This window comes from Nonlabens xiamenensis (assembly GCF_003865345.1).
Classification (GTDB): Bacteria; Bacteroidota; Bacteroidia; order Flavobacteriales; family Flavobacteriaceae; genus Nonlabens; species Nonlabens xiamenensis.
The window spans coordinates 237717-257660 of record NZ_RMVE01000004.1 but is presented as its reverse complement, the minus strand read 5'-3'; the positions used below and the strand labels follow the sequence as shown (position 1 = coordinate 257660).

Annotated in this window: 17 protein-coding genes; 5 read left to right on the top strand and 12 right to left on the bottom strand. The window is 42.4% G+C overall.

Annotated features, from left to right (window positions below):
• Positions 1 to 12: 12 nt before the first annotated feature.
• The 8 genes from EGM47_RS11930 to guaB all read right to left on the bottom strand — a co-directional run bounded on the left by EGM47_RS11930 (position 13) and on the right by guaB (position 5172).
• On the bottom strand, positions 13 to 483 hold the full coding sequence (locus tag EGM47_RS11930) for a hypothetical protein (RefSeq protein ID WP_240642437.1): 471 nt from the start codon (positions 481 to 483) through the stop codon (positions 13 to 15).
• Between the two features lie 341 nt (positions 484 to 824).
• On the bottom strand, positions 825 to 977 hold the full coding sequence (locus tag EGM47_RS11925) for a DUF4295 domain-containing protein (protein ID WP_085765438.1): 153 nt from the start codon (positions 975 to 977) through the stop codon (positions 825 to 827).
• 7 nt (positions 978 to 984) lie between these two features.
• Positions 985 to 1170: a 50S ribosomal protein L33 gene (rpmG, locus tag EGM47_RS11920; RefSeq protein ID WP_085765437.1), complete on the bottom strand. Its 186-nt coding sequence runs from the start codon at positions 1168 to 1170 to the stop codon at positions 985 to 987.
• Positions 1171 to 1191: 21 nt separating this feature from the next.
• Positions 1192 to 1431, bottom strand: coding sequence for a 50S ribosomal protein L28 (gene rpmB / locus EGM47_RS11915; RefSeq protein WP_124981047.1), 240 nt, complete (start codon positions 1429 to 1431; stop codon positions 1192 to 1194).
• Between the two features lie 60 nt (positions 1432 to 1491).
• Positions 1492 to 2748 (bottom strand): competence/damage-inducible protein A, encoded by a 1257-nt coding sequence (locus tag EGM47_RS11910; protein ID WP_124981046.1) that lies wholly within the window; start codon positions 2746 to 2748, stop codon positions 1492 to 1494.
• Positions 2749 to 3087, bottom strand: a complete 339-nt coding sequence (locus tag EGM47_RS11905; RefSeq protein WP_124981045.1) for an Hpt domain-containing protein — start codon at positions 3085 to 3087, stop codon at positions 2749 to 2751.
• Positions 3084 to 3698: a fumarylacetoacetate hydrolase family protein gene (locus EGM47_RS11900; RefSeq protein WP_124981044.1), complete on the bottom strand. Its 615-nt coding sequence runs from the start codon at positions 3696 to 3698 to the stop codon at positions 3084 to 3086. The genes EGM47_RS11905 and EGM47_RS11900 overlap by 4 nt, the downstream gene beginning before the upstream one ends.
• Before the next feature lies 1 nt (position 3699).
• The gene (gene guaB / locus EGM47_RS11895; protein WP_124981043.1) at positions 3700 to 5172 is read right to left on the bottom strand and encodes an IMP dehydrogenase; all 1473 of its coding nucleotides are present in this window, start codon (positions 5170 to 5172) and stop codon (positions 3700 to 3702) included.
• A gap of 154 nt (positions 5173 to 5326) precedes the next feature.
• On the opposite strand from guaB, the gene EGM47_RS11890 reads away from it, so the two are divergent.
• The 4 genes from EGM47_RS11890 to EGM47_RS11875 all read left to right on the top strand — a co-directional run bounded on the left by EGM47_RS11890 (position 5327) and on the right by EGM47_RS11875 (position 12769).
• Positions 5327 to 6418: a DNA topoisomerase IB gene (locus tag EGM47_RS11890; RefSeq protein WP_124981042.1), complete on the top strand. Its 1092-nt coding sequence runs from the start codon at positions 5327 to 5329 to the stop codon at positions 6416 to 6418.
• A gap of 243 nt (positions 6419 to 6661) precedes the next feature.
• Complete coding sequence (locus tag EGM47_RS11885) at positions 6662 to 8371, top strand: FAD/NAD(P)-binding protein (RefSeq protein WP_124981041.1); 1710 nt, start codon at positions 6662 to 6664, stop codon at positions 8369 to 8371.
• 397 nt (positions 8372 to 8768) lie between these two features.
• Positions 8769 to 10130, top strand: coding sequence for a LytTR family transcriptional regulator (locus EGM47_RS11880; protein WP_124981040.1), 1362 nt, complete (start codon positions 8769 to 8771; stop codon positions 10128 to 10130).
• 251 nt (positions 10131 to 10381) lie between these two features.
• Positions 10382 to 12769, top strand: coding sequence for a WG repeat-containing protein (locus EGM47_RS11875; protein ID WP_164510879.1), 2388 nt, complete (start codon positions 10382 to 10384; stop codon positions 12767 to 12769).
• Positions 12770 to 12951: 182 nt separating this feature from the next.
• On the opposite strand, the gene EGM47_RS11870 is transcribed toward EGM47_RS11875, so the two are convergent.
• Positions 12952 to 13476 (bottom strand): DUF421 domain-containing protein, encoded by a 525-nt coding sequence (locus EGM47_RS11870; protein WP_124981038.1) that lies wholly within the window; start codon positions 13474 to 13476, stop codon positions 12952 to 12954.
• 295 nt (positions 13477 to 13771) lie between these two features.
• On the opposite strand from EGM47_RS11870, the gene EGM47_RS11865 reads away from it, so the two are divergent.
• Positions 13772 to 15511 carry a sulfatase gene (locus EGM47_RS11865; protein ID WP_206052169.1) on the top strand — a complete coding sequence of 580 codons (1740 nt, stop codon included), beginning with the start codon at positions 13772 to 13774 and terminating at the stop codon, positions 15509 to 15511.
• A gap of 92 nt (positions 15512 to 15603) precedes the next feature.
• Here EGM47_RS11865 and EGM47_RS11860 read toward each other — a convergent pair whose 3' ends face one another.
• From EGM47_RS11860 to EGM47_RS11850, 3 genes are read right to left on the bottom strand one after another with little or no spacing between them, the layout of a single operon-like run.
• Complete coding sequence (locus tag EGM47_RS11860; RefSeq protein WP_124981037.1) at positions 15604 to 17157, bottom strand: sulfatase; 1554 nt, start codon at positions 17155 to 17157, stop codon at positions 15604 to 15606.
• A gap of 1 nt (position 17158) precedes the next feature.
• Positions 17159 to 18409 (bottom strand): carboxypeptidase-like regulatory domain-containing protein, encoded by a 1251-nt coding sequence (locus EGM47_RS11855; protein WP_164510878.1) that lies wholly within the window; start codon positions 18407 to 18409, stop codon positions 17159 to 17161.
• On the bottom strand, positions 18402 to 19886 hold the full coding sequence (locus tag EGM47_RS11850; RefSeq protein WP_206052168.1) for a sulfatase family protein: 1485 nt from the start codon (positions 19884 to 19886) through the stop codon (positions 18402 to 18404). Before EGM47_RS11850 ends, EGM47_RS11855 begins: the two co-directional genes overlap by 8 nt.
• Between the last annotated feature and the right edge of the window lie 58 nt (positions 19887 to 19944).

Below are 19944 nucleotides of genomic sequence, written 5' to 3'. Positions count from 1 at the left end.
GATAGTCCAGGTTCAATTGCGTTCAAAAGTAAGCTCATCTATATCACCATTACCACCGCTAACATCGATAAGCACCAGGCGTGTATCCGAGCTAGAGACTACATCCCAGTCATCATTTAGATCCTCGAATTCGTTGGTAAGGTTGAAGAAGATATTAAAATCTACATCAGAATCGCCTTGCGAGTTGTCGTCACCTCTCTCGTCTTCAACACTCCAAGTACCATTATAGGTGGTCGCAGTGCTGCTGGCGACAAGAGTCCCGTCCACATTAAAACTAAAAGTAAAGCCATTAAAATCATTGGTTTCGTCCTGGCCAGAATCAATGTATTCAGTAATGATCCATCCGCCTTGTTGCATGCGCAGGGTCAATTCTTGTTGGTCGATATTATTTTGCCCGTTGTCATCGTCATCACTGCAGGCTGTGGTAATTCCTACAGTCAGCATCAATAGCATTATTAATCGGAGGTAAGAGGATTTTTTCATGATCAGTGTTTATGGGTAAACGTAAAGATCGTTTATTAAATACTTAATCAATTCTTAAAATTGGGCAGGTGTAACATTAACCTCGGTTAGTCCAGGTAACAAGGTGGGTGTCTTAAACTTTGACCGTTAGAGAGTAAAAAAAGTACTGATGAGAATATATTTCAATGACTTCACGGTCTAATCGGTTTACAATCTAAAGACGGATTCTTATAGGAATGATCGCCTAGTAATTTTTTTATTTGGCTTCATTAAGTCATGATCGAGTGGGTGAGATTATGCCAAAACAAAAACACCGCTCTAACTGAATAGAGCGGTGTTTTCGACATTTTAGTTAACCTAACTTATTTCTTATTCAAGAAATCGTTTACTAGTTCTGGCGCCATGATGGCACTTACAAAAGTGTAAGCTCCAGTTTTAGGAGACTTGACCATTTTGATTGCCTTCGTTAATCTCTTTGATCCCGATTGTAGGGTTGCGATTGATTTCTTTGCCATGTCTTACTTATTTAATTTCTTTATGAACCGTCATACGCTTAAGGATCGGGTTGAATTTTTTCAACTCCAAACGATCTGGCGTGTTCTTTTTGTTCTTGGTCGTGATGTAACGGGACATACCTGGTTGACCAGATTCTTTGTGCTCCGTACATTGAAGAATTACTTGTATTCTATTCCCTTTACTCTTTGCCATCTTATATAAGCTTTAATAGAATTACTTGGTTAGAATTCCGTTTGCACGGGCTTCCTTAACGACTTGGGTAATTCCCTTCTTGTTGATATTTTTTATCGCTCTTGCAGATACCTTAAGTGTAATCCACTTATCCTCCTCTGGAAGATAGAACTTCTTCTTGAAAAGATTGACGTTGAATTTACGTTTGGTCTTGTTCATCGCGTGCGAAACGTTGTTTCCCGTCATCGCTCTTTTTCCAGTAAGTTCACAAACTCGAGACATGATTATCTTGTATTTAAAATCGGAATGCAAAATAACGATAATTAATTCAAACCCACAAGCCTAAATCCCTACCTTTTTTAATAATTCTTTTTGGAGCAGTTCAAGGGACTTGTTTACTGTTTTTTGAACCACCCGTTCCCTGTGGTTACCCATGGTAAAATGTAGTGCGTAAACTTCGTCAGGTGTAGCAATACCTATATACACGGTTCCTACTGGTGCATCGCTGTCACCCTTGTCTGGGCCCGCATTGCCGGTAGTTGCCACCGCATAATCCGATTTGAATTTTTCTTTGGCTGCCTGGGCCATGGCGCTGGCTACTTCGGCACTTACCACTGAATGTTGATCGATGAGTTGGCTGTCCAGTCCCAAAATTTCCACTTTGGAAGCAGTCGCATAAGTCACTGTACTACCTTTAAAGAATTTGGAGGCTCCGGGTATCTCAGTGATAATGTTGGCTATTTTTCCTCCGGTACAGCTTTCAGCGGTCGCCAGTGTTTTGCCTTGATCCTTAAACAAACGGCTTACTTGATCAATCAGTGATTCTTCATTGCTTTCGCCTACCACAATATCGGAGATTAATTCAGTCATTTTTTTGATCTCCTCGTCTACGCTTTGAAGAATTTTGTCTTTATCGGCGCCCACGCTGGACAATCGCAAGCGCACCATGCCCAGACTGGGCAGATAGGCTAGTTTGATATGTGGTGGCAAGGCGTTCTCCCAATTGGCCAAAACAGTTGCAATAGTGCTTTCTCCCTTTCCAGCGGTAAGAATAGTGCGGTGGTGGATAAAAGGACGATCGGGTAAGGCCTCTAGTCTGGGCAACACCTGACTGCGCATCAATTCCTTCATTTCAAAGGGAACCCCTGGCATAGCTACAAGTATGCAGCCGTTGTTTTCCATCCACATGCCTGGTGCCGTCCCGTATTGGTTAGGTAAGACCTGGGCTTTGGAGGGCACCATGGCTTGGGCACGGTTCATGTCCACCATAGGATCTTTGATGTACTGGGCAAAGAGTTGGCTTATGTGTTCAAGAACCTGCTCATCCATGACCAGATGGTCGTCCAGGTATTCACACAGCGTACTTTTGGTAATATCGTCCTTAGTGGGTCCCAGGCCGCCGGTGATCAATACCAAATCTGATTGGGATTCCGCTTTCGCGAAAGCAGACAACAAGTGCTTCCGATCATCACTAATGGTCAGGATCTCAAAAACTTCGACACCGATCTTGTTAAGTTCTTGGGCCATCCAGGCCGAATTGGTATCCACGATCTGGCCGATGAGAATTTCATCGCCAATGGTAATCAGGCTTGCCTTCATTTAAAAATCCCTTTTCAACTGTATGAGTATATTTTCCAACTCCTGGTGCAGTACCATAAATTCGTTTTTGATGTCCTTCGTTGTGTTTTTGTTTTTCCCCCAGTCTTCCAATATCAATATTTCATTGTGGCTTCGCAGCCCAAACATTTCCAAAGAAGGTTTCATCTTGTGGGCATATCGGTGTACGTTCACATGGTCGTTTTCAACCACAGCTATGGCGAGGTGTTCCAAGTCTTTGGGGACTTCGGTCAGAAACATGGTAACCATGGCCCGTAGGAAGTCTGGATCGTTATCGGAAATCTCGTTAAGCTTACTTAAATTGTAAGTAACTTTTTTCATTTTATTTTTATCTCAAACATATTTTGACCGTTTAATACTCCACGGAGTACATCACCGTCATTCACCTTTGATACACCAGCCGGCGTGCCCGTGTAAATAAGGTCACCTATTTTGAGCGTGAAAAATTGCGAGACATAGGAAATAATATCATCAATTTTCCAAAGCATATGAGAGGTGTTGCCATCTTGTTGCAACACATCGTTTTTAAACAATTGGAAATCTAGGGCGTCCAGTTCAGGTAGATCGCTCTTTGAAATAAAACTCCTGGATACCACTGCGGCGCCGTCAAAGGCCTTTGCCTTTTCCCAAGGCAATCCCTTTTCCTTGCACTGTGCCTGGATATCCCTCGCGGTGAAATCGATCCCAAGACCGATCTCGTCATAATACTTATGGGAAAACTTACTATCGATGTGCTTGCCGATACGGTTGATCTTGACGACCACTTCCACTTCATGGTGCACATCATTGGTCCATGGCGGAATAAAGAAAGGTTGTTTATGCAATAAAATGGACGTGTCAGGCTTTAGAAAAACTACTGGCTCTGTAGGGCGCTCATTTTGTAGCTCTTCTATATGCTTGGCATAATTACGTCCTATGCATATAATCTTCATCCTATCTGCTATAATTGGGTGCTTCTTTGGTAATGGTCACATCGTGAGGATGACTTTCCATCATTCCCGCATTCGTAATTTTAACAAATTTACCGTTTTCTTTTAAAGTTTCAATATCCTTGGCGCCACAATACCCCATACCTGCGCGTAAACCGCCTAGGAATTGGGTCATACTTTCAACCAAGTCACCTTTGTAGGGCACACGTCCAACAATACCTTCTGGTACAAGCTTTTTAATATCGTCTTCTACATCCTGGAAATAACGATCCTTGGATCCGTGTTGCATTGCTTCTACCGATCCCATGCCTCGATAGGACTTGAATTTCCTACCGTCGTAAATAATGGTTTCTCCCGGAGATTCTGTAGTTCCAGCCAGCATGGACCCCAGCATCACACAGTCGGCACCTGCGGCAATGGCTTTTGGGATATCACCTGTATAGCGTATACCTCCATCGGCAATAACTGGTACACCCGTCCCTTTTAAAGCATGAGAGGCTTCCATGATAGCGCTGAGTTGGGGAAAACCAACCCCGGCTACAACCCGTGTCGTACAAATGGAGCCAGGTCCAATTCCTACCTTTACGGCATCGGCGCCGGCATCTGCCAGGTATTTGGCCGCTTCGGCAGTAGCTACATTTCCTACCACCACTTCTAGATCCGGATAGTTTTTTTTGACTTCTTTTAACACATCGACCACGCCTTTGGTATGACCATGGGCAGTATCGATGACTACTGCATCTACTCCGGCTTCCACCAATGCGCCGGCGCGTTCTACGGCATCACCGGTAACACCGATCGCGGCGGCTACACGCAGCCTGCCGTAGGTGTCCTTGTTGGCATTGGGTTGTAGAGTTAATTTTGTGATGTCTCTAAAGGTAATGAGTCCGATGAGTTTGTTGTCATCATCTACCACCAATAGTTTTTCTATTTTGTGTTCCTGTAGAATCAACTCGGCATCCTGGAGCGATGTACCTGCCTTAGCAGTTACCAAATTTTCTGAGGTCATCACCTCAGTCACAGATCTAGTGTCATCTTTTTCAAATCTCAGATCCCGATTGGTTACAATTCCTTTGATAAACCCATCTGCATCAGTAATAGGAATACCACCTATTCCGTGCTCGCGCATACTGGCTTTGGCATCTCCAATTGTAGCGTTTACCGTCAAGGTAACCGGATCGATGATCATTCCGCTTTCTGCACGTTTTACTCGACGTACCTTTTGGGCTTGCGCCTCAATGCTCATGTTTTTGTGTAGGATTCCGATTCCGCCTTCTTGGGCCATGGCGATGGCCATGCGACTTTCGGTTACAGTGTCCATCGCAGCCGAAATTACCGGAGCGTTGAGTGTTATGTTTCTGGTAAACCTGGTCTTGATACTCACTTCTCTAGGAAGTACCTCGCTGTAGGAAGGTACGAGTAAGACGTCGTCGTAGGTAAGACCTTCTCCTATAAACTTGGAATCGTGGGAAATCATGCAATAGAATTTTATTGCACGCAAAGATAGCTTTTTAAATCCGGGTTTTTGGATTTATTGACGCCCAATATCCGGTCTGGTGGCTGGCCTAAATTATTCACAATTTTATTTTTTTTAAGTGGGCCGGTGGAACAACCAAACTACTTTTAAAATTATGACCCTTACCGCCGAGCAAATTAAAGAGTGCCTCACTCAACCAGAAATGGCCGCGCAAATGGCTGATTTGGTCTATATCCAGGATCAACACCTTTCCATTCACCGCAAGAAATACGGGCGCGGATATACTTATCTGATTGACAATAAAGAACGACTCAAAGACCGCAGTCAACTCAAACGTATCAAAGCTCTGGTCATACCACCAGCCTGGCAGGATGTACGTATCAGCGAGGTGCCTAATGGTCATTTACAGGTGGTGGGAAGAGATGATAAAAACAGAAAGGTATATCTGTATCATGATATTTGGTCCCTTCTACGCAATCAAACTAAATTCTTTAAGATGTCCGCTTTCGCGAAAGCATTACCCAAGATCAGAAAGAGATTAGATGAAGACCTCAAACAAGAGGGTATGCCTTTGTCCAAATGTCTGGCCTTGGTACTGAGCATTATGGATGAAACTTACATAAGGGTAGGGAACCAGTACTATGCGGATCGGAACAAAACTTACGGGTTGTCCACCATGCGTACCCGTCACGTGGAGGACACAGCAGATGGAGTACGTTTTAATTTTAAGGGAAAAAAAGGGGTGGAACAAAGTACAGCTATAGAGGAGCCAGAGCTGGTGAACCTGATCCATCAATGCGAGGAAATTCCAGGTTGGGAATTGTTCCAGTATTATGACAATGATGGGAAGCACCATTCCATTGACAGCGGGATGATCAACCAATACATGCATGAGATTGCAGGTGAAATATTCAGCGCCAAGGATTTTAGAACTTGGGGTGCAACCCGCGAATTTTTCAAAAAAATGGTCGAACTTGATGAGCCCAACACCAAAAAGGAACGGGAAAAGAATCTGCTTAAAGGCTATGATGCCGCTGCCGAAGCCCTAGGAAATACCCGCGCCGTTTGCCGGCAGTATTACGTGCACCCGCAAGTACCTAGTATATATGAAGACGAAGCTTTTGGACCGTACCGAGAGAAATATACCGCCTACCAAGACCAAACCTACTTTACAGCTTCAGAAAAATGCGTCCAAGAAATCATCGATCAATTTGAGATTGAATTTTCTGTAGAAAAGGACGAATGATATCTGATGTTTAAACAGGCGGACTCCTTTTCTCGGCGCTGGTAAAAAGTTAGGCTTTGTCGCGAACAGTTGAGCGATCACATTCAAAAAGAGAACATAATTACATCCGGATAGATGTTAGAAGAAATAGAGCCACTTGACCAGTTGACCTGCCATAATTGGAATGCGCAACTTCCCAAAAGTTTACCATAGCCTTAGCAAAAATTTCAACGCAAATGGAGCGGAAAGAACGTACTTTACAACATGAATGATACCTATCAGCTGGCCATCGTTGGTTTCGGGCCGCGTGGTCTTTTTGCCTTGGAGCAATTTTACCTTGTTGCTGCGCAAAGCAACCACCAAGAACTACCTAAAACACTGATCTTTGAACCCAATGACGAATTGGGAGTAGGTAAGGCCTGGAGTGTCAAACAGCCAGATGCCAATTGGATCAATATTGCAGACCGGGCGTTGGACACTTTTCCCGCAAGACCCGCCATGCATATTGCGCAGATGGATATTCCAGAATTCCCCAGTTACCTCAAATGGTTAGAAGAGGTGATGGATCATCATGTAAGCGATATCAAAGATACGTACCACCGGCGCAAGGTCATGGGGACTTATCTCAACCAGCGCACCCATTCATTGTTGGAACGACTCGAGACCTATGGTTGCGTTGATATCGTCAATCAAGAGGCAGTGGCGCTCAGCAAAAAAAATCAGGTTTTTACATTAGAGACGGCACAGAAATCCTATCAAGCCATAAAGGTAGTACTTGCCTTAGGTCACCTGCCCACTGCTATGAGTTCGCAAAATCAAAAATTTAAAAAACATGCGCAAGAGCAGGATCTCCATTTTAGCGCGCATTGTTATTCCCAAGAAGCTTTAGCGTTTTACGCTTTCGCGAAAGCGATTTCCATCAAAGGCTTGGGCCTTTCCATGATTGATGTTGTGCGTATGGTGATAGCGCATTACGATGGCGACTTTGAGCTTATTAAGGGATCATATCATCTGAAATATAAGGCCAGGGAGGAGCACCCTATACTGATTCCGTTCTCACTGGACGGACTTCCCACGGTTCCCAAGCCATTTGGTCATCCTATGGATGTAGCCTATGAGATGTTGACCGATCGCAAACAAGTGTTAATGGAACAACTAGAAAGGCTGAGAGATGATGAAGGTACGACAGTGAAGCAATTGGTACGCGCTATTGCTCACGAAATGATTAAGATATACTCGCGACTTGATCTGGCGCATGGAAATTCAAGACTTGACCATGAATTAATGGTCGATCTATTGACAGAATGGTTGATGGATCCATCCACATCACATGATTTGATATTGGATACTAGTTTACCTATTACGGATTATATTGAAACAACTTGTGCTATGGCCATGGGAACCGCGCCTCCAAGTCTAGATTATGTGGCAGGACAGATATGGCGTCAATTGCAACCTGACTTGTATATGGTTTTTAGCCATAAAACAGCACCAAGTTTGATGGCTGATTTTATAAAAATTGATGAGCAGACCAAACGTTACAGCTATGGCCCACCAGTAGAAAGCATGCTCCAGCTGTTGGCTTTACACCAAGCACAAATCCTTCATTTGGATGTGGTGAATGATCCCAACATAGATCTGAAGAAAGATGGGTTTAAACTATCCCAAAACGGCAGCTCACATACAGCAAATGCCATGGTAGATGCCATCATACCTGCACCTGATGTTACTGAGGTTAAGTCACCACTGATCAAAAATTTGTTGAAAGACGGTTTTGCGCAGCAAGTTCATGAAAAGTTAGGCTTTCAGGTAGACCAAGATGCCACGCACCTTGTTCATGGGCGTCGCATAGAAGGACTCTACAGTTTTGGACGCCTGGCAAAAGGTTCGGTGTATGGGGTAGATGCCATATTGGAATGTTTTAATGAAAAGAAGTTGAAGTCCTGGCGAGAGCAATTGAGTTTTGACCACTAGGTAAACGATCTTGTAGGGGGCTTCCTTAAGCTGAGTATTTAAAAACAAACATAGTGACGTTCACTAGGCCGGGCTACTATTTTCTTATATACTAGACTTAACAACTGGTCTATCCGGTGTCAAATTCACCTTTATTGGAAGAATTTTTTGCTCCAGACAGCTGAAGTAAGATAATAGGTTTTGTGCCTTTGAGCCATAAAATGAATCTTTTATCGGAAAAAACTAATTTTAATCTTGTAAAGAATATTTCAAAGATTAGCTTTTCCAGAGCATAGTTGGTCAAGGGTATGGGCTTACATCAATAGGTTATTAGGAATAAATTCCTACAAGAACATGTAATTTACTGGCTGACAGTGCTCAGATTTGTCAGCCAATAAATATCTTTATCAGCTAGGATATGCGTTTGTTTACCCCCTTTTTTTCGTTCAAAAATCTTGCACCTTTACTGATGTACTGCCTGCCGATCATGGCATTGTGCCAATTTCAATCTGATCAGGTGGATAGTGTAGCTTATTACACCCAAAAGATCAAAAACCACAGAAACCAGCAAGACAGTGTAATTATATATGGAAACCAGTTGCTCGCTTTCGCGAAAGCGAAACAAGATTTATCTACAGAATTCATAGCTTATAGATCTTTAGGGAGCGCCTGGAGTCGCAAGGGGAAGTATGCTAAAAGTAACGAAGATATCTATAAAGCCCTGACTATTGCCAAGCAATTGGAACAACCTGAACTTAATTATAAGGTCTATGCCCCTCTCGCGCACAATCATAGGTTCACTAAGTATTATGACAGCGCTAGAGTTTATTATAAAAAACTAGAGAAATGGCATCAAGCCAATCAACGACCTCAAATGGTGGTGAGGCAAATCAATTCTCAGGGGGCTACTTTTTTTGATGAAGAAGATTATCAAGGCGCGCTCACATTATTCCTTGAGGCATTTGACGGTGCTACAAGGCTGAACGATTCCAGATTATTGATGGAGACCCACAGATATTTGGCTGAAAATTACTTGCAGTTGCAACAGCCGCAACAATCTATTCTACATGCCGAGTCCGCTTTGGAGTTGGCTCAGGATCCCAGGTCAGAAAGATACCACGCCAGTTTTTATAGTATCATGGCCAGAGCACATAATCGGATGGGGAATACCGATCTCGCCCAGGAATTCAGGGCCAAAGCTAAAGCCGCAAGTGCTGCTATCCCAGAGAAGGCCTTGGTAGCGGTGCCCAACAATAAGGATTACATAGCGTCTCAGGTAAAGTTATCCAATAATGTAATTGACAAGCTTGAAGAGCAGTCCCAATCCAAACAGCGTTATCTCATCCTAGGAGCTGTGGTGATGTGCCTACTTCTGCTGGCAGTCATTCATTTTATCAGGAAAAATAGATCGGCCAAGTCTGAGATTGCCGTATTACAGCAATTGATTGAAGGACATCGGACGATTGCCTCAGAAAGAGTAGTATTACCTAGTGGGCATATCATGGAAAGTTCGAATATCATGTACTTAAAATCAGATGGTCATTACCAGGAATTTTATTTGGCCGATCATAAAAAGCTGACCGAGCGGCTCACTTTTAAAAAGGCCTTGGAAATCTTACCAGATACTTTTGTCAGAACACATAGATCCTATATTGTGAATAGTCAGCATGTCTCTTATGTCAATACGAGTCAGCTGCAACTTTCAGACGGTAGCTGGATTCCTGTTTCTAAATCTTATAAAGAGGCCTTACAAGATCACTTCACACGATTCCAACCTTAAAGCTGATTTGGACGGTGTTCATTCGTGACATATTTCGTGTAATTGGTGACAAAGTAAGCACCTTTACCATTCTTACAATTTGTGAATAAAAAGATTTGTACCAGATTTGTTATTGAGCAAAGTCATTGATCTGATAAACATCCGCTTGATGTCATGCGATGATCGACCATGAGCTACTATTGTTTTGGTCCAATTTTAGGCTCAACCAATTTTTTAACAAACACAGCAATATTTACCGAAAATACCAATCCATGAAAAACCTATTTATCTTCATTTTAATTGTTTGTAGCAATGCATTGTACGCCCAAGGCCCTGTCAATTGTGCAGAAAAATTCAATATGCCTGTCATTCCTCACGTCAATGAATGTGAAGCTGCAGCCGCTGGGGATAGTGGAATTTTACAGGGTTATCTGGAATGTGTATGTGAGCAACAAAAAAAAAGCGCCGCTGGGAATACTCTTCAAGCTCAATTGGCGCGGAAGGTAAAAGCATTTACCGATCGAAGGGCAGATGCCTATAATGAAACAATATTTCAAAGAGGGGATGATGATGACCTAACCTATTATACCAATTATTTGAACGCTTTTAAAAAAGCGGAATACAAGTTGACCTCCTTTGGGCTAGACATTGACTGTAGCGAAATCAGGTCGCTGAAAAAAAGATTGATCACTGAATATGGACTGGTTAAAATAGGTCCTGACGCAGAATGTGAAGCACTTCAAAGGGATATTGATTTGTATAGGAAGAAACAGCAATTTGCCCAAGAACAATTAGATCGTTTGAACAAAAAAAAGAACGTCGCTCAAATTGGATATTCAAATTCTGATGACACTGGCGCTGCAACGATAGCAAGTCTTAAGAAATCTAAAGGCGAACTGGAAGAAATCGCAGCGCAAATGAGAAGAGATGGAAGGACTAATACACAGGCCTATAGAGATATACAAAAATCAATTCAACAATCCAACGAGGCGCTCATTTACGATAAGCAGATGAGCCAGACTACCTACAGTCGGAGTAGTCAACTGAACCAAATAAGAGAAAGAGATCGACAAGGTCAGGAACGCTTGAGAGCTGCCAATGCTGCGATAGATGATCTAGCCTCTCTTTTTATGCCCAAACAAAGAGATCGTAGTGGTGAGGCCATTATAAAGGATCATAGCAGGAGGTCAAAAGCCATTGTTGCTGATTGGAAACGGGAGTTTAACGCAAAAAAAGAAGAATTAGCGGAACTGAAAAAACAGCGCATGACGAGCTTTGAGGAAATCATTAGCGATACTGCCAATGCACTAGTACTGGAAGAAGCTTTCAAACACTATAGATACGGCGATTGCCCAAACCCCAATTGTAAGAATGGGAAAATTCACGAACACCGGGTAGAACTGTGTTCAAGTTGCGAAGGCGCTACTTTTTACAGGGTTGGAGTATTCATAGCACAAGGCCAGACCAAACATCCCAATGATGGAAAAAAATTATGTACGGTCTGTGATGCCAGCGGAGTAGTAGAAAAGCATGTCAATACGGGCGAATCTTGCGATAGATGTCATGGATATCACAAAAGAGCTTTTATTTACACAGGTGGCCCGTCAATTTCTCAAGGACTTGCAGATGACCTCGCAAGATATTTGCCGAAGGAAATTCACTTCTATATGCAAATGAAGGAATTTTTTAAAAACAATCCTGAAGCCCCTTATTACTATAAATTATATGATGATGGAGAACAATACACCGGTATCAGATTTTGGAATAAAGAATTGGAAGAATTCCGCCCAGAGAATGTAGATGAAGAGATAAAAAAGATCTTTGATCACATGGAAAAAAGGCGAATTGAACAAGAAAAGTTCAGAAGCTTTCAGGTGGTTCTACCTGTACGATCAGCGTTAAGTGATTCCCTACAAATAGCCACTAAATCGGGTAAACAAAATTATATCATCAATACCGCAGAAGAACAAATTGCCTACACGCAACATGTCATCGACAGTGCGGTGTCATACAGCGATATCAATCGCCTCATCACTTATCATACTTGGCCAGATAGTTACAATTCCAACAACGGTTTGAGCAAAGGAGATCTATACAGTATCACGCATCGATTGGACAAGAAATTAACCACTATTGAACAAAAGAAAATCAAAGGATACGTCAATTATGAATTTGATCAAGACAGGTCTGTCGCCCTGCGCTACCTCAGTGATGGGGTATACATAAGAAATGATTCACTCAATGCCTTTAAAACCTTGCTTAATCAAAATGATGAGCCACTCTATTACGTACCTGGATCACGCCAAAAGGACAAGGATAAAATTGTGGAGTGGAGACCGATAACCGGATCTAAAGTTGCCGTTTTCAAAACACAGGAAGGTTTATATGGCATCATCAACGTCTTGTACAATGTCGTGGTTCCAGCAAAATTTGATGCCTTTGGATCAATTACCCGAAGTGATCTCGTCAATAATTTAATCCCAGCCAAGAGACGCGGTAAATGGGGATTCATTGACGCTGCTGGTGATACCGTGATCAAATTTAAATTTGACCTCCCTGAAGGCCAGGAAACACTGAAAGGTTTCCATGAGGGCAGCACAACTGTAATCTATAAGGGAGATCTAGTACAGATTGATGTTCATGGAGATGTGATACCCTAGAACAAAGAATCGAATTTAATAAGTCTGTCCTGTGTGATAGAAATTGAAAAAGCATGGTATGCTCAGCCTAAAATTAGTGAGCTTTCTGACGGTCGCAGCTTGAACTTATTTTTCTTATTTCAGATAAACAGGTTCAGGGCAGATCATTCGCCGACATAGATTCAGTCATATACCTAGCTGGTTTATTGATGCAGATGTTGGTGAGACATATCCACACCTGAAAGCAAATCCTGATGTAATTGCTTATTGTCCTTATTGTGCAAGATGGAAACATCTCCAGTGGATTCCAATACAGCAGCTCTTACCTCATTGTAATCATGCACATTAGCCTCGCGTAGTTTAGCGATCAGATCACCTTCCCCCACATTACATCTTTTGAGGTTATCGTAGAGTATTTTTCCATCGATCATTAATAGTTGCGGATCATTGGTAAATAGCTTTTTAAACCAATCCATTTTTCTGACCAATAAAGAGAACAGCGTTTGAAAAGCGATGATGGCAAATAGCGTGATGGCCCCTTTGAGTATGGATTGATCCTTGTTCAAGCAAATACTGGCCAATACCGATCCAACCGCAATCGTAGAAGCAAAGTCAAAACTTGACATCTTGGCAAAAGTACGCAGCCCAAATATTCGCGTGATAACGATGATAATGGCAAATATGGCCATGATTGTGCCGATGAGATAAACGATTTCTAGAAAGTCCATGGGTATGATTTTACAGCAATATCTAGAGATTCCCGTCGCCAATGCGTTAACATGCTGATAATAGGCACGGAATTAACAATTGGATCACCATATCTTACTATTACAATTATCATCAGCATTTGATCTTCTGATTACTACAACATAAGTAGACTTGTTTTTCTTGCGCTTTCGCGAAAGCGTCCCCTTCAAAAAATGATCTATACATCAGACCACATTTGAAAGGCCTACCAATCCATATTGATCAAAGTGGAGGTATCCTGAAACTAAAAACCATTAGTGACCCAAAACGTACAGGATGCCCTCTTACTTTTTTTCTTTTATCATTACAAACTGGACCTACTATAACTTTACAATGATGTATAAGATTTTTTGCTACCTGTTATTAACGATGATTTGTTGCTCTTGCGGCCAGCGACCGAAAATGACGGTAGAGCCTCAAAAACCCAATATCATTTTTATTCTGGCAGATGACTATGGTATTATGGACACCCAAGGCTATGCCGCTCATTTTACGGGGGTTTCAACTGACAGTACTTTTTATGAGACTCCTCACATCAACCAACTGATGAAGGAAGGGATTTCTTTTTCCCAGGCGTATGCGACCCAATTATGCTCTCCGACAAGGGCAAGTATTCTTACAGGTAAGTATGCTGCAAGATTAGGTTTTACTACAGCCATGCCGCATAGAGACACGTATTACAATCAAAATCTAGCAGTGCCAGAAGGTTATTATATTCATGATGTTCTAGAACACAAAGATGATATTAAGATCGAGCAACCCCATATCAATGGTATTTCTAATGCTGGAATTCCGACTGGAGTTCACGCTCAAACCGATCTTGATGAACTCACCTTTGCCGAGGCTCTGCCTGATTATCAGTCTGCTTTTATTGGTAAATGGCATGTAGGCGGTTTTGGAGCCGAAGGCTTTCAACCCAGCGATAATGGGTTTGAGACCTTGGCGTATTTTGACGGAGGCGGTTCGGCCTATTATAACTGGCGTGCCGGTTGGGATCAAAAGTCTAAAGCCCGATTTCCAAAAATGCCTCAAGAAGAATGGGAGATTGGAGATTCTGGACAACCTACTGGTGCCAATTATTTGACCGATGATCTTACCAATCAGGCTTTGTCCTACATTGATCAACGGGCGGCTGATAGCACCAAGCAGCCCTTTCTATTGTATTTTTCTCATTTTGCCGTTCATGCACCTTATCAAGGTAAAGAAGAGGAAGTATCTTATTTCAATTCCAAAAAGACCAAAGGTTATAATGGTCAAGATGATCCAGTCTACGCGTCCATGATCAAAAGCATGGATCGTTCAGTTGGTCAAATTCTGGACAAATTAAAACAAACAGGTCTGGAAGAAAATACCTTGGTAGTTTTTATGTCAGACAACGGCGGGATAGACGCAGAGATCACACCCGATGGTCATGGTACGGAAAATCATCCTTTTTTGGGCGGCAAGGCTTGTCTCACTGAGGGAGGAATTAGGGTTCCTCTTGTGTTTAGGTGGAAAGGTACACTGACCCCAAATCAGTGGGTCGATACTCCTGTGGACTGTACGGACATATTTCCCACCTTTTTAGATATCGCAGGACAAGACGCTGAAATGACGGTTTCCAAATATGATTTGGATGGAGAAAGTCTAGCGGGACTGCTTTACGATGTCAATAATGCTAATAATTCATACCAAAAAGACACCCACTACTGGCATTATCCCTTTAATGTTATTTACAAGAGTCCGTATGATGGTCATGCACTTACACCGCATTCAGCCATTCGCAAAGGAGAGCATAAGCTGATTTTTGATTGGTATGGAAGATTGCATTTGTACAACATTGAATCAGACCCATACGAGCAAAACGACCTATATGAGTCCGAGCAGGAACTTGCCCAATCACTCTTTGAGGATTTAAAACGTTGGCTGAAAGATGAGGTGGACCAACGCTATTGGCCGTCGCTCAATCCAGATTATAATCCTGAAAAAGAAGTGCGTAACAAAGCCTTCCAAGATTTAATGGTAGCCTCTGAATAAATTGATGTGAAAGAGTAATGTATAATACTTGTTCATGAATTCGCTTTCGCGAAAGCGAATCTATGAGAAGCCATTTCAATGATTGGAAGAGGTCAATTGATCTCTATTTTCTTGCCCCGCAGACCGCCTTTTTGTTTTCCAATATTTTCAGGTTTGTATTTTTCTGGATTAAAATTGGGGTTAGGAACAGGAACGACTGCATGGCTGGCATCGAGATACTTCTGGATCAAAGCGTCCAATTCTTTTACCTTTTCCGGATAAACTGAAGCCAAGTTATTGTGTTCGCTGATGTCCCATTCCAATTGATACAATAGATATTCATGTTCAAAATTGGGACCTTGGTGGAACAGGCGGATCAACTTCCAGTTGTCTTTGTGAATCGCCACAGAGGTAGGCAACCAGTCGGGCACCCCAGGTTGATGTGGGAAATAAGTGATGATACCTTCTCGATCCAAAGACTCACCCCTGAGCGTTTGTGTGATATCGATTCCGTCGATCGGGTGGTTATTGGGTAGCTCCAAACCAGCCAGTTGAAGTAGGGTAGGATAAAAGTCTGTTGATTGGATCAGTGATTCATTTGTGGTTCCTGGCGTGGTCATACCTGGATAGGAGATCACCGTGGGCACTCTAATTCCTCCCTCATATATGGTAGCTTTTCCTCCTCTCAAGGGTCGATTACTTGTGGGTGGAGCCAGGTATTGATCGCCATTGGCCAGGCGATCAGGTACACCATTATACATATTGCCACCGTTGTCACTGGTAAAAACGATAATGGTGTTTTCAGTGCGCCCGAGTCGGTCCAGTTCATCAAGTAATTTTCCTACCGCCTCATCCATGGACTGTACCATGGCTGCATAGGTAATAGAATGTTGGGCATCGGTCATATCGACTTTACCCCTGTACTTAGCTTTTAGTGACTTTTTAGCATCAAATGGCGCGTGCACAGAAAACTGCCAGTAGTTCAAAAAGAATGGCTGTGAAGGTTCCAGGCTGCGCAACCATGCAACCGCCTCGTCACCCATTCTGTCTTCTATATGTTCATTTTTGGTCTTGGCCTTAAAGTTTTGGTATTTCCACGGCGCCACAAAGCTACCAGCGGGACCTGGACCATTAAAATGGGGGATATCTACGTCAAACCCATGTTCTAATGGCGAATAAGGTGCTGTTCCCAAGTGCCATTTTCCAAAATGTCCAGTGGCATAACCCGCTTTTTTAAATTGCTTGACCAGCGTAGGAAGTTGGTTGTTTAGTCTGGTAACTGATTCAAGGACTACAGATTTATTTGCAGGTCCTGGATTGGGTTGCAAGGTAGGCTTCAATTTAACCTTTCCCAAGTGAGCTGTAGGAGCTGTAATACCGGTTCGAGCTGGGGTTTGTCCAGTTAAGATACTTGCACGTGTGGGAGAGCACAATGGACTTGCAGCATAGGCTTTGGTATAGGTGATACCTCGAGCAGCAAGTCGTTCCAGGTTCGGAGTTTCGTAAAAACTTGTTTTTCCGTACAAGGTAACATCACTCCACCCCAAGTCGTCTGCCAGGATAAATACGACGTTAGGCTGTTTTTGGTCTTGGGCCTGAGAGGTCAGAAAACTTAAGGCCAACAGTAGGCCAGTCGTTATCCCTTTAAAATTCAACGTTGAGGTCATATTACTTATTTACAGCTTCAAATTGTTTTTCCAGTGGAACCCCATAAATAGATTCCAATTCCTTGACACTCTTTAAATAAAACTCGGTCTCTGGTGGCATTGAAATGCTTTTCCAAAACTCGGGATGGTAGGTTATTTCGTAATCACCTATATCCATTTTATCGTAAATGATGTTTTGGGGATCTATCTCTTTCCTATCCGTTTTTATGTTGAGAACGATGGCCTCATGTCTATAAGAACTTTGGACCCTGGGTTTTTGTAGCCCTAATTGATTTTGCTTGATGGCACTGATCTCTGTTGAAAAATTGGCCTGTCTGTTGTGGTAACTGAGGACCAATTTTCCTTCTGGGCCTTTTTTATAGATATAGACCGCATTTAGGTTGGCTATGGGCGAGGCAAACCTGGATACTTCAATCCTATACACCGCATAGGTGTCCAATCCTATATAGAATTTGATCCAGTTTTGTTTGGGATGGTGTTTTTGATTCTCTTTAGTACCTTGAACGATAACAATATCTTCACCATCATAAGATGTATAGCCCTGTTTTTCCCATACATAATCGCGGACGTAAATATTTTGGCGCAACGGATTGATTTGAGCCATGATATTTACAGCATGAGCGGGCTGCTTTTTAAAAGCAAATCTGTAGTCAGCTGACTTTCTGCCTTCCGCAATGCCAATCTCATCTAACTTAACATCAGTAGGTCCATAATCGATAACATTGAGGTAATGCTCTACCATAAAACGGGTTTTGCCATTTTCAACAGACGATCTGCGGTAGAGCATGTCGAGTTGGTGCTTGGAACTGTAGGCGGTTTTCCGCAATTTTTTCAAGGCATTTTTCACCACATCTTCCACATCCATAATGACAACAGCATCCAAGGCGGTAACTTCTTCCTTTAATACGATTTCAGATATGTTTTGATCGATGTAGTCTGAAACTTTAATTTTTAAGGTTGAAAACCCAATGCTCGACACCTCTAAGGAGTCCGCGATATTTTCTTGAGAAAGGCTCAATTGAAATTTACCTTCATCGTTGGAAGATGTACCTATATATTGTTGGGGAATACCCACGGCCGCATAGGGTATGGGATCACCAGACTCGTCTATTATTTTACCGCTTATTGTTATGTTTTCTTGGGCTAACGTGGCATAAGAAAGACACATTAAAATAAGACCACAGATGAGTTGAAGGTTTTTATGAGTGCGTTGTTTGAAGTTTAAAATAGCTACTGGCTCAATGTTACTCATGTAATAATTCATAAGGTGAGTAGGTGTAATTGTACGTCCATTTACTGGTGGGCTCCACAGCATTAAATTCCTTGGCGCCATAAAACTCATCACCGTATTGATCCATCCATTCCTGCGTGAATCCATGTAACTTTTGCTGAATGGAAGCGTATTTTGGATTATCGTATAGATTATTCAGCTGATAGGGATCCTGGACACGATCAAACAGCGTGTTGATGATGGGGTCATCAGATTCCAGGGCAGTAGAATAGGTATACCTTTGTGTTTCAACACCACGCCAATTGGAATTTTTAGCCCGACCGATGCGATAATTCCATGTAGGTATATAGTGATCTTCCATGGTGATATTTTGAGTTAATGCCTCTGATAAATCATCCCCATCAAACTCTTGTTGGGTTTTGATATCCATAAAACCAAGTAGGGTAGGAAGGATGTCCATGGTTCCTAGTAAGGTTTGAGTGCGAGATCCTGGTTGGATCTTGCTGGGATATTTGATGATAAAAGGAACTTTGTTGGAATAATCATGTGGATACTGCTTAGGTAAGGTGGCATTGTGGGATTCCAACATGTCACCATGATCTGAAGTAAACGCTACCAGCGTATTATCTACCGCGTTCATATCCGTTAATTGTTCCATCAATCTTCCGAATGCAATATCTATTCCAGAAACCTGCGCCATATGACCGTGATACATTCTTCTCCTATCTGGGGTGTCTTCCAGGCCTGTTCTTAATTGAATTTCTTCCCTGTTATAAAGCGCCATCAACTCTTCCAAAGAGTCGTACCTGTAATGCATTTTACCGTCGACTCCTCTAAATTTTCCCCAGTCATGTGGTGGGTGCAGGGATAGGATGATGGCAAACGGTTTAGAACGGTCTACTTGCTCTAAATAATCAATGGCTTGACTTGTTTGTGCATAGGGTTCCCACTCGTCAAAATATTCCTTTTCTCCATCTTCATTCCAAAAAAAGGCTTTTCCAGGTCTGAAGTCTACATGGCAATTATTAGTCTTAACCGTATCAAAACCGTAGGAAAGGTCTTCTGGAATAGGTCGATCTCTGTTACCACCCAAAAGATGCCATTTTCCAAAATAGGCAGTCTGATAACCTTTTTCCTTTAGAATTTCAGCCAAAAGAGGGCTCTTATTGGGTAAAAGAGGTACGTCGTTGACAAAAGCACCATTCTTGAAAGGATGCATTCCACTCATCAGCATGCCTCTAAATGGAGTGCATACGGGTTGGCTGGAGAAAGCACGTTCCAATAACATACCTTCTTTAGCCAGCTGATCCAAATGGGGAGAAATAATTTGATCATTGCCATAAGCCCCCAACATATCTGAGGAATGTTGATCAGACAACACAATCACGAGATTCGGAAGTTTTTCTTGCCCCGGGTCTTTTCCTTCAGCGGATTTGTTTTTCACTTGACAGCTCATGAATCCTATCATGATTAGGGATAAAAGGGCTGTTTTTTTCATAGGCTTATGCACTGATAAACGTTGCTATTCTATTTAATTTTAAGCTTCAACACGGGTG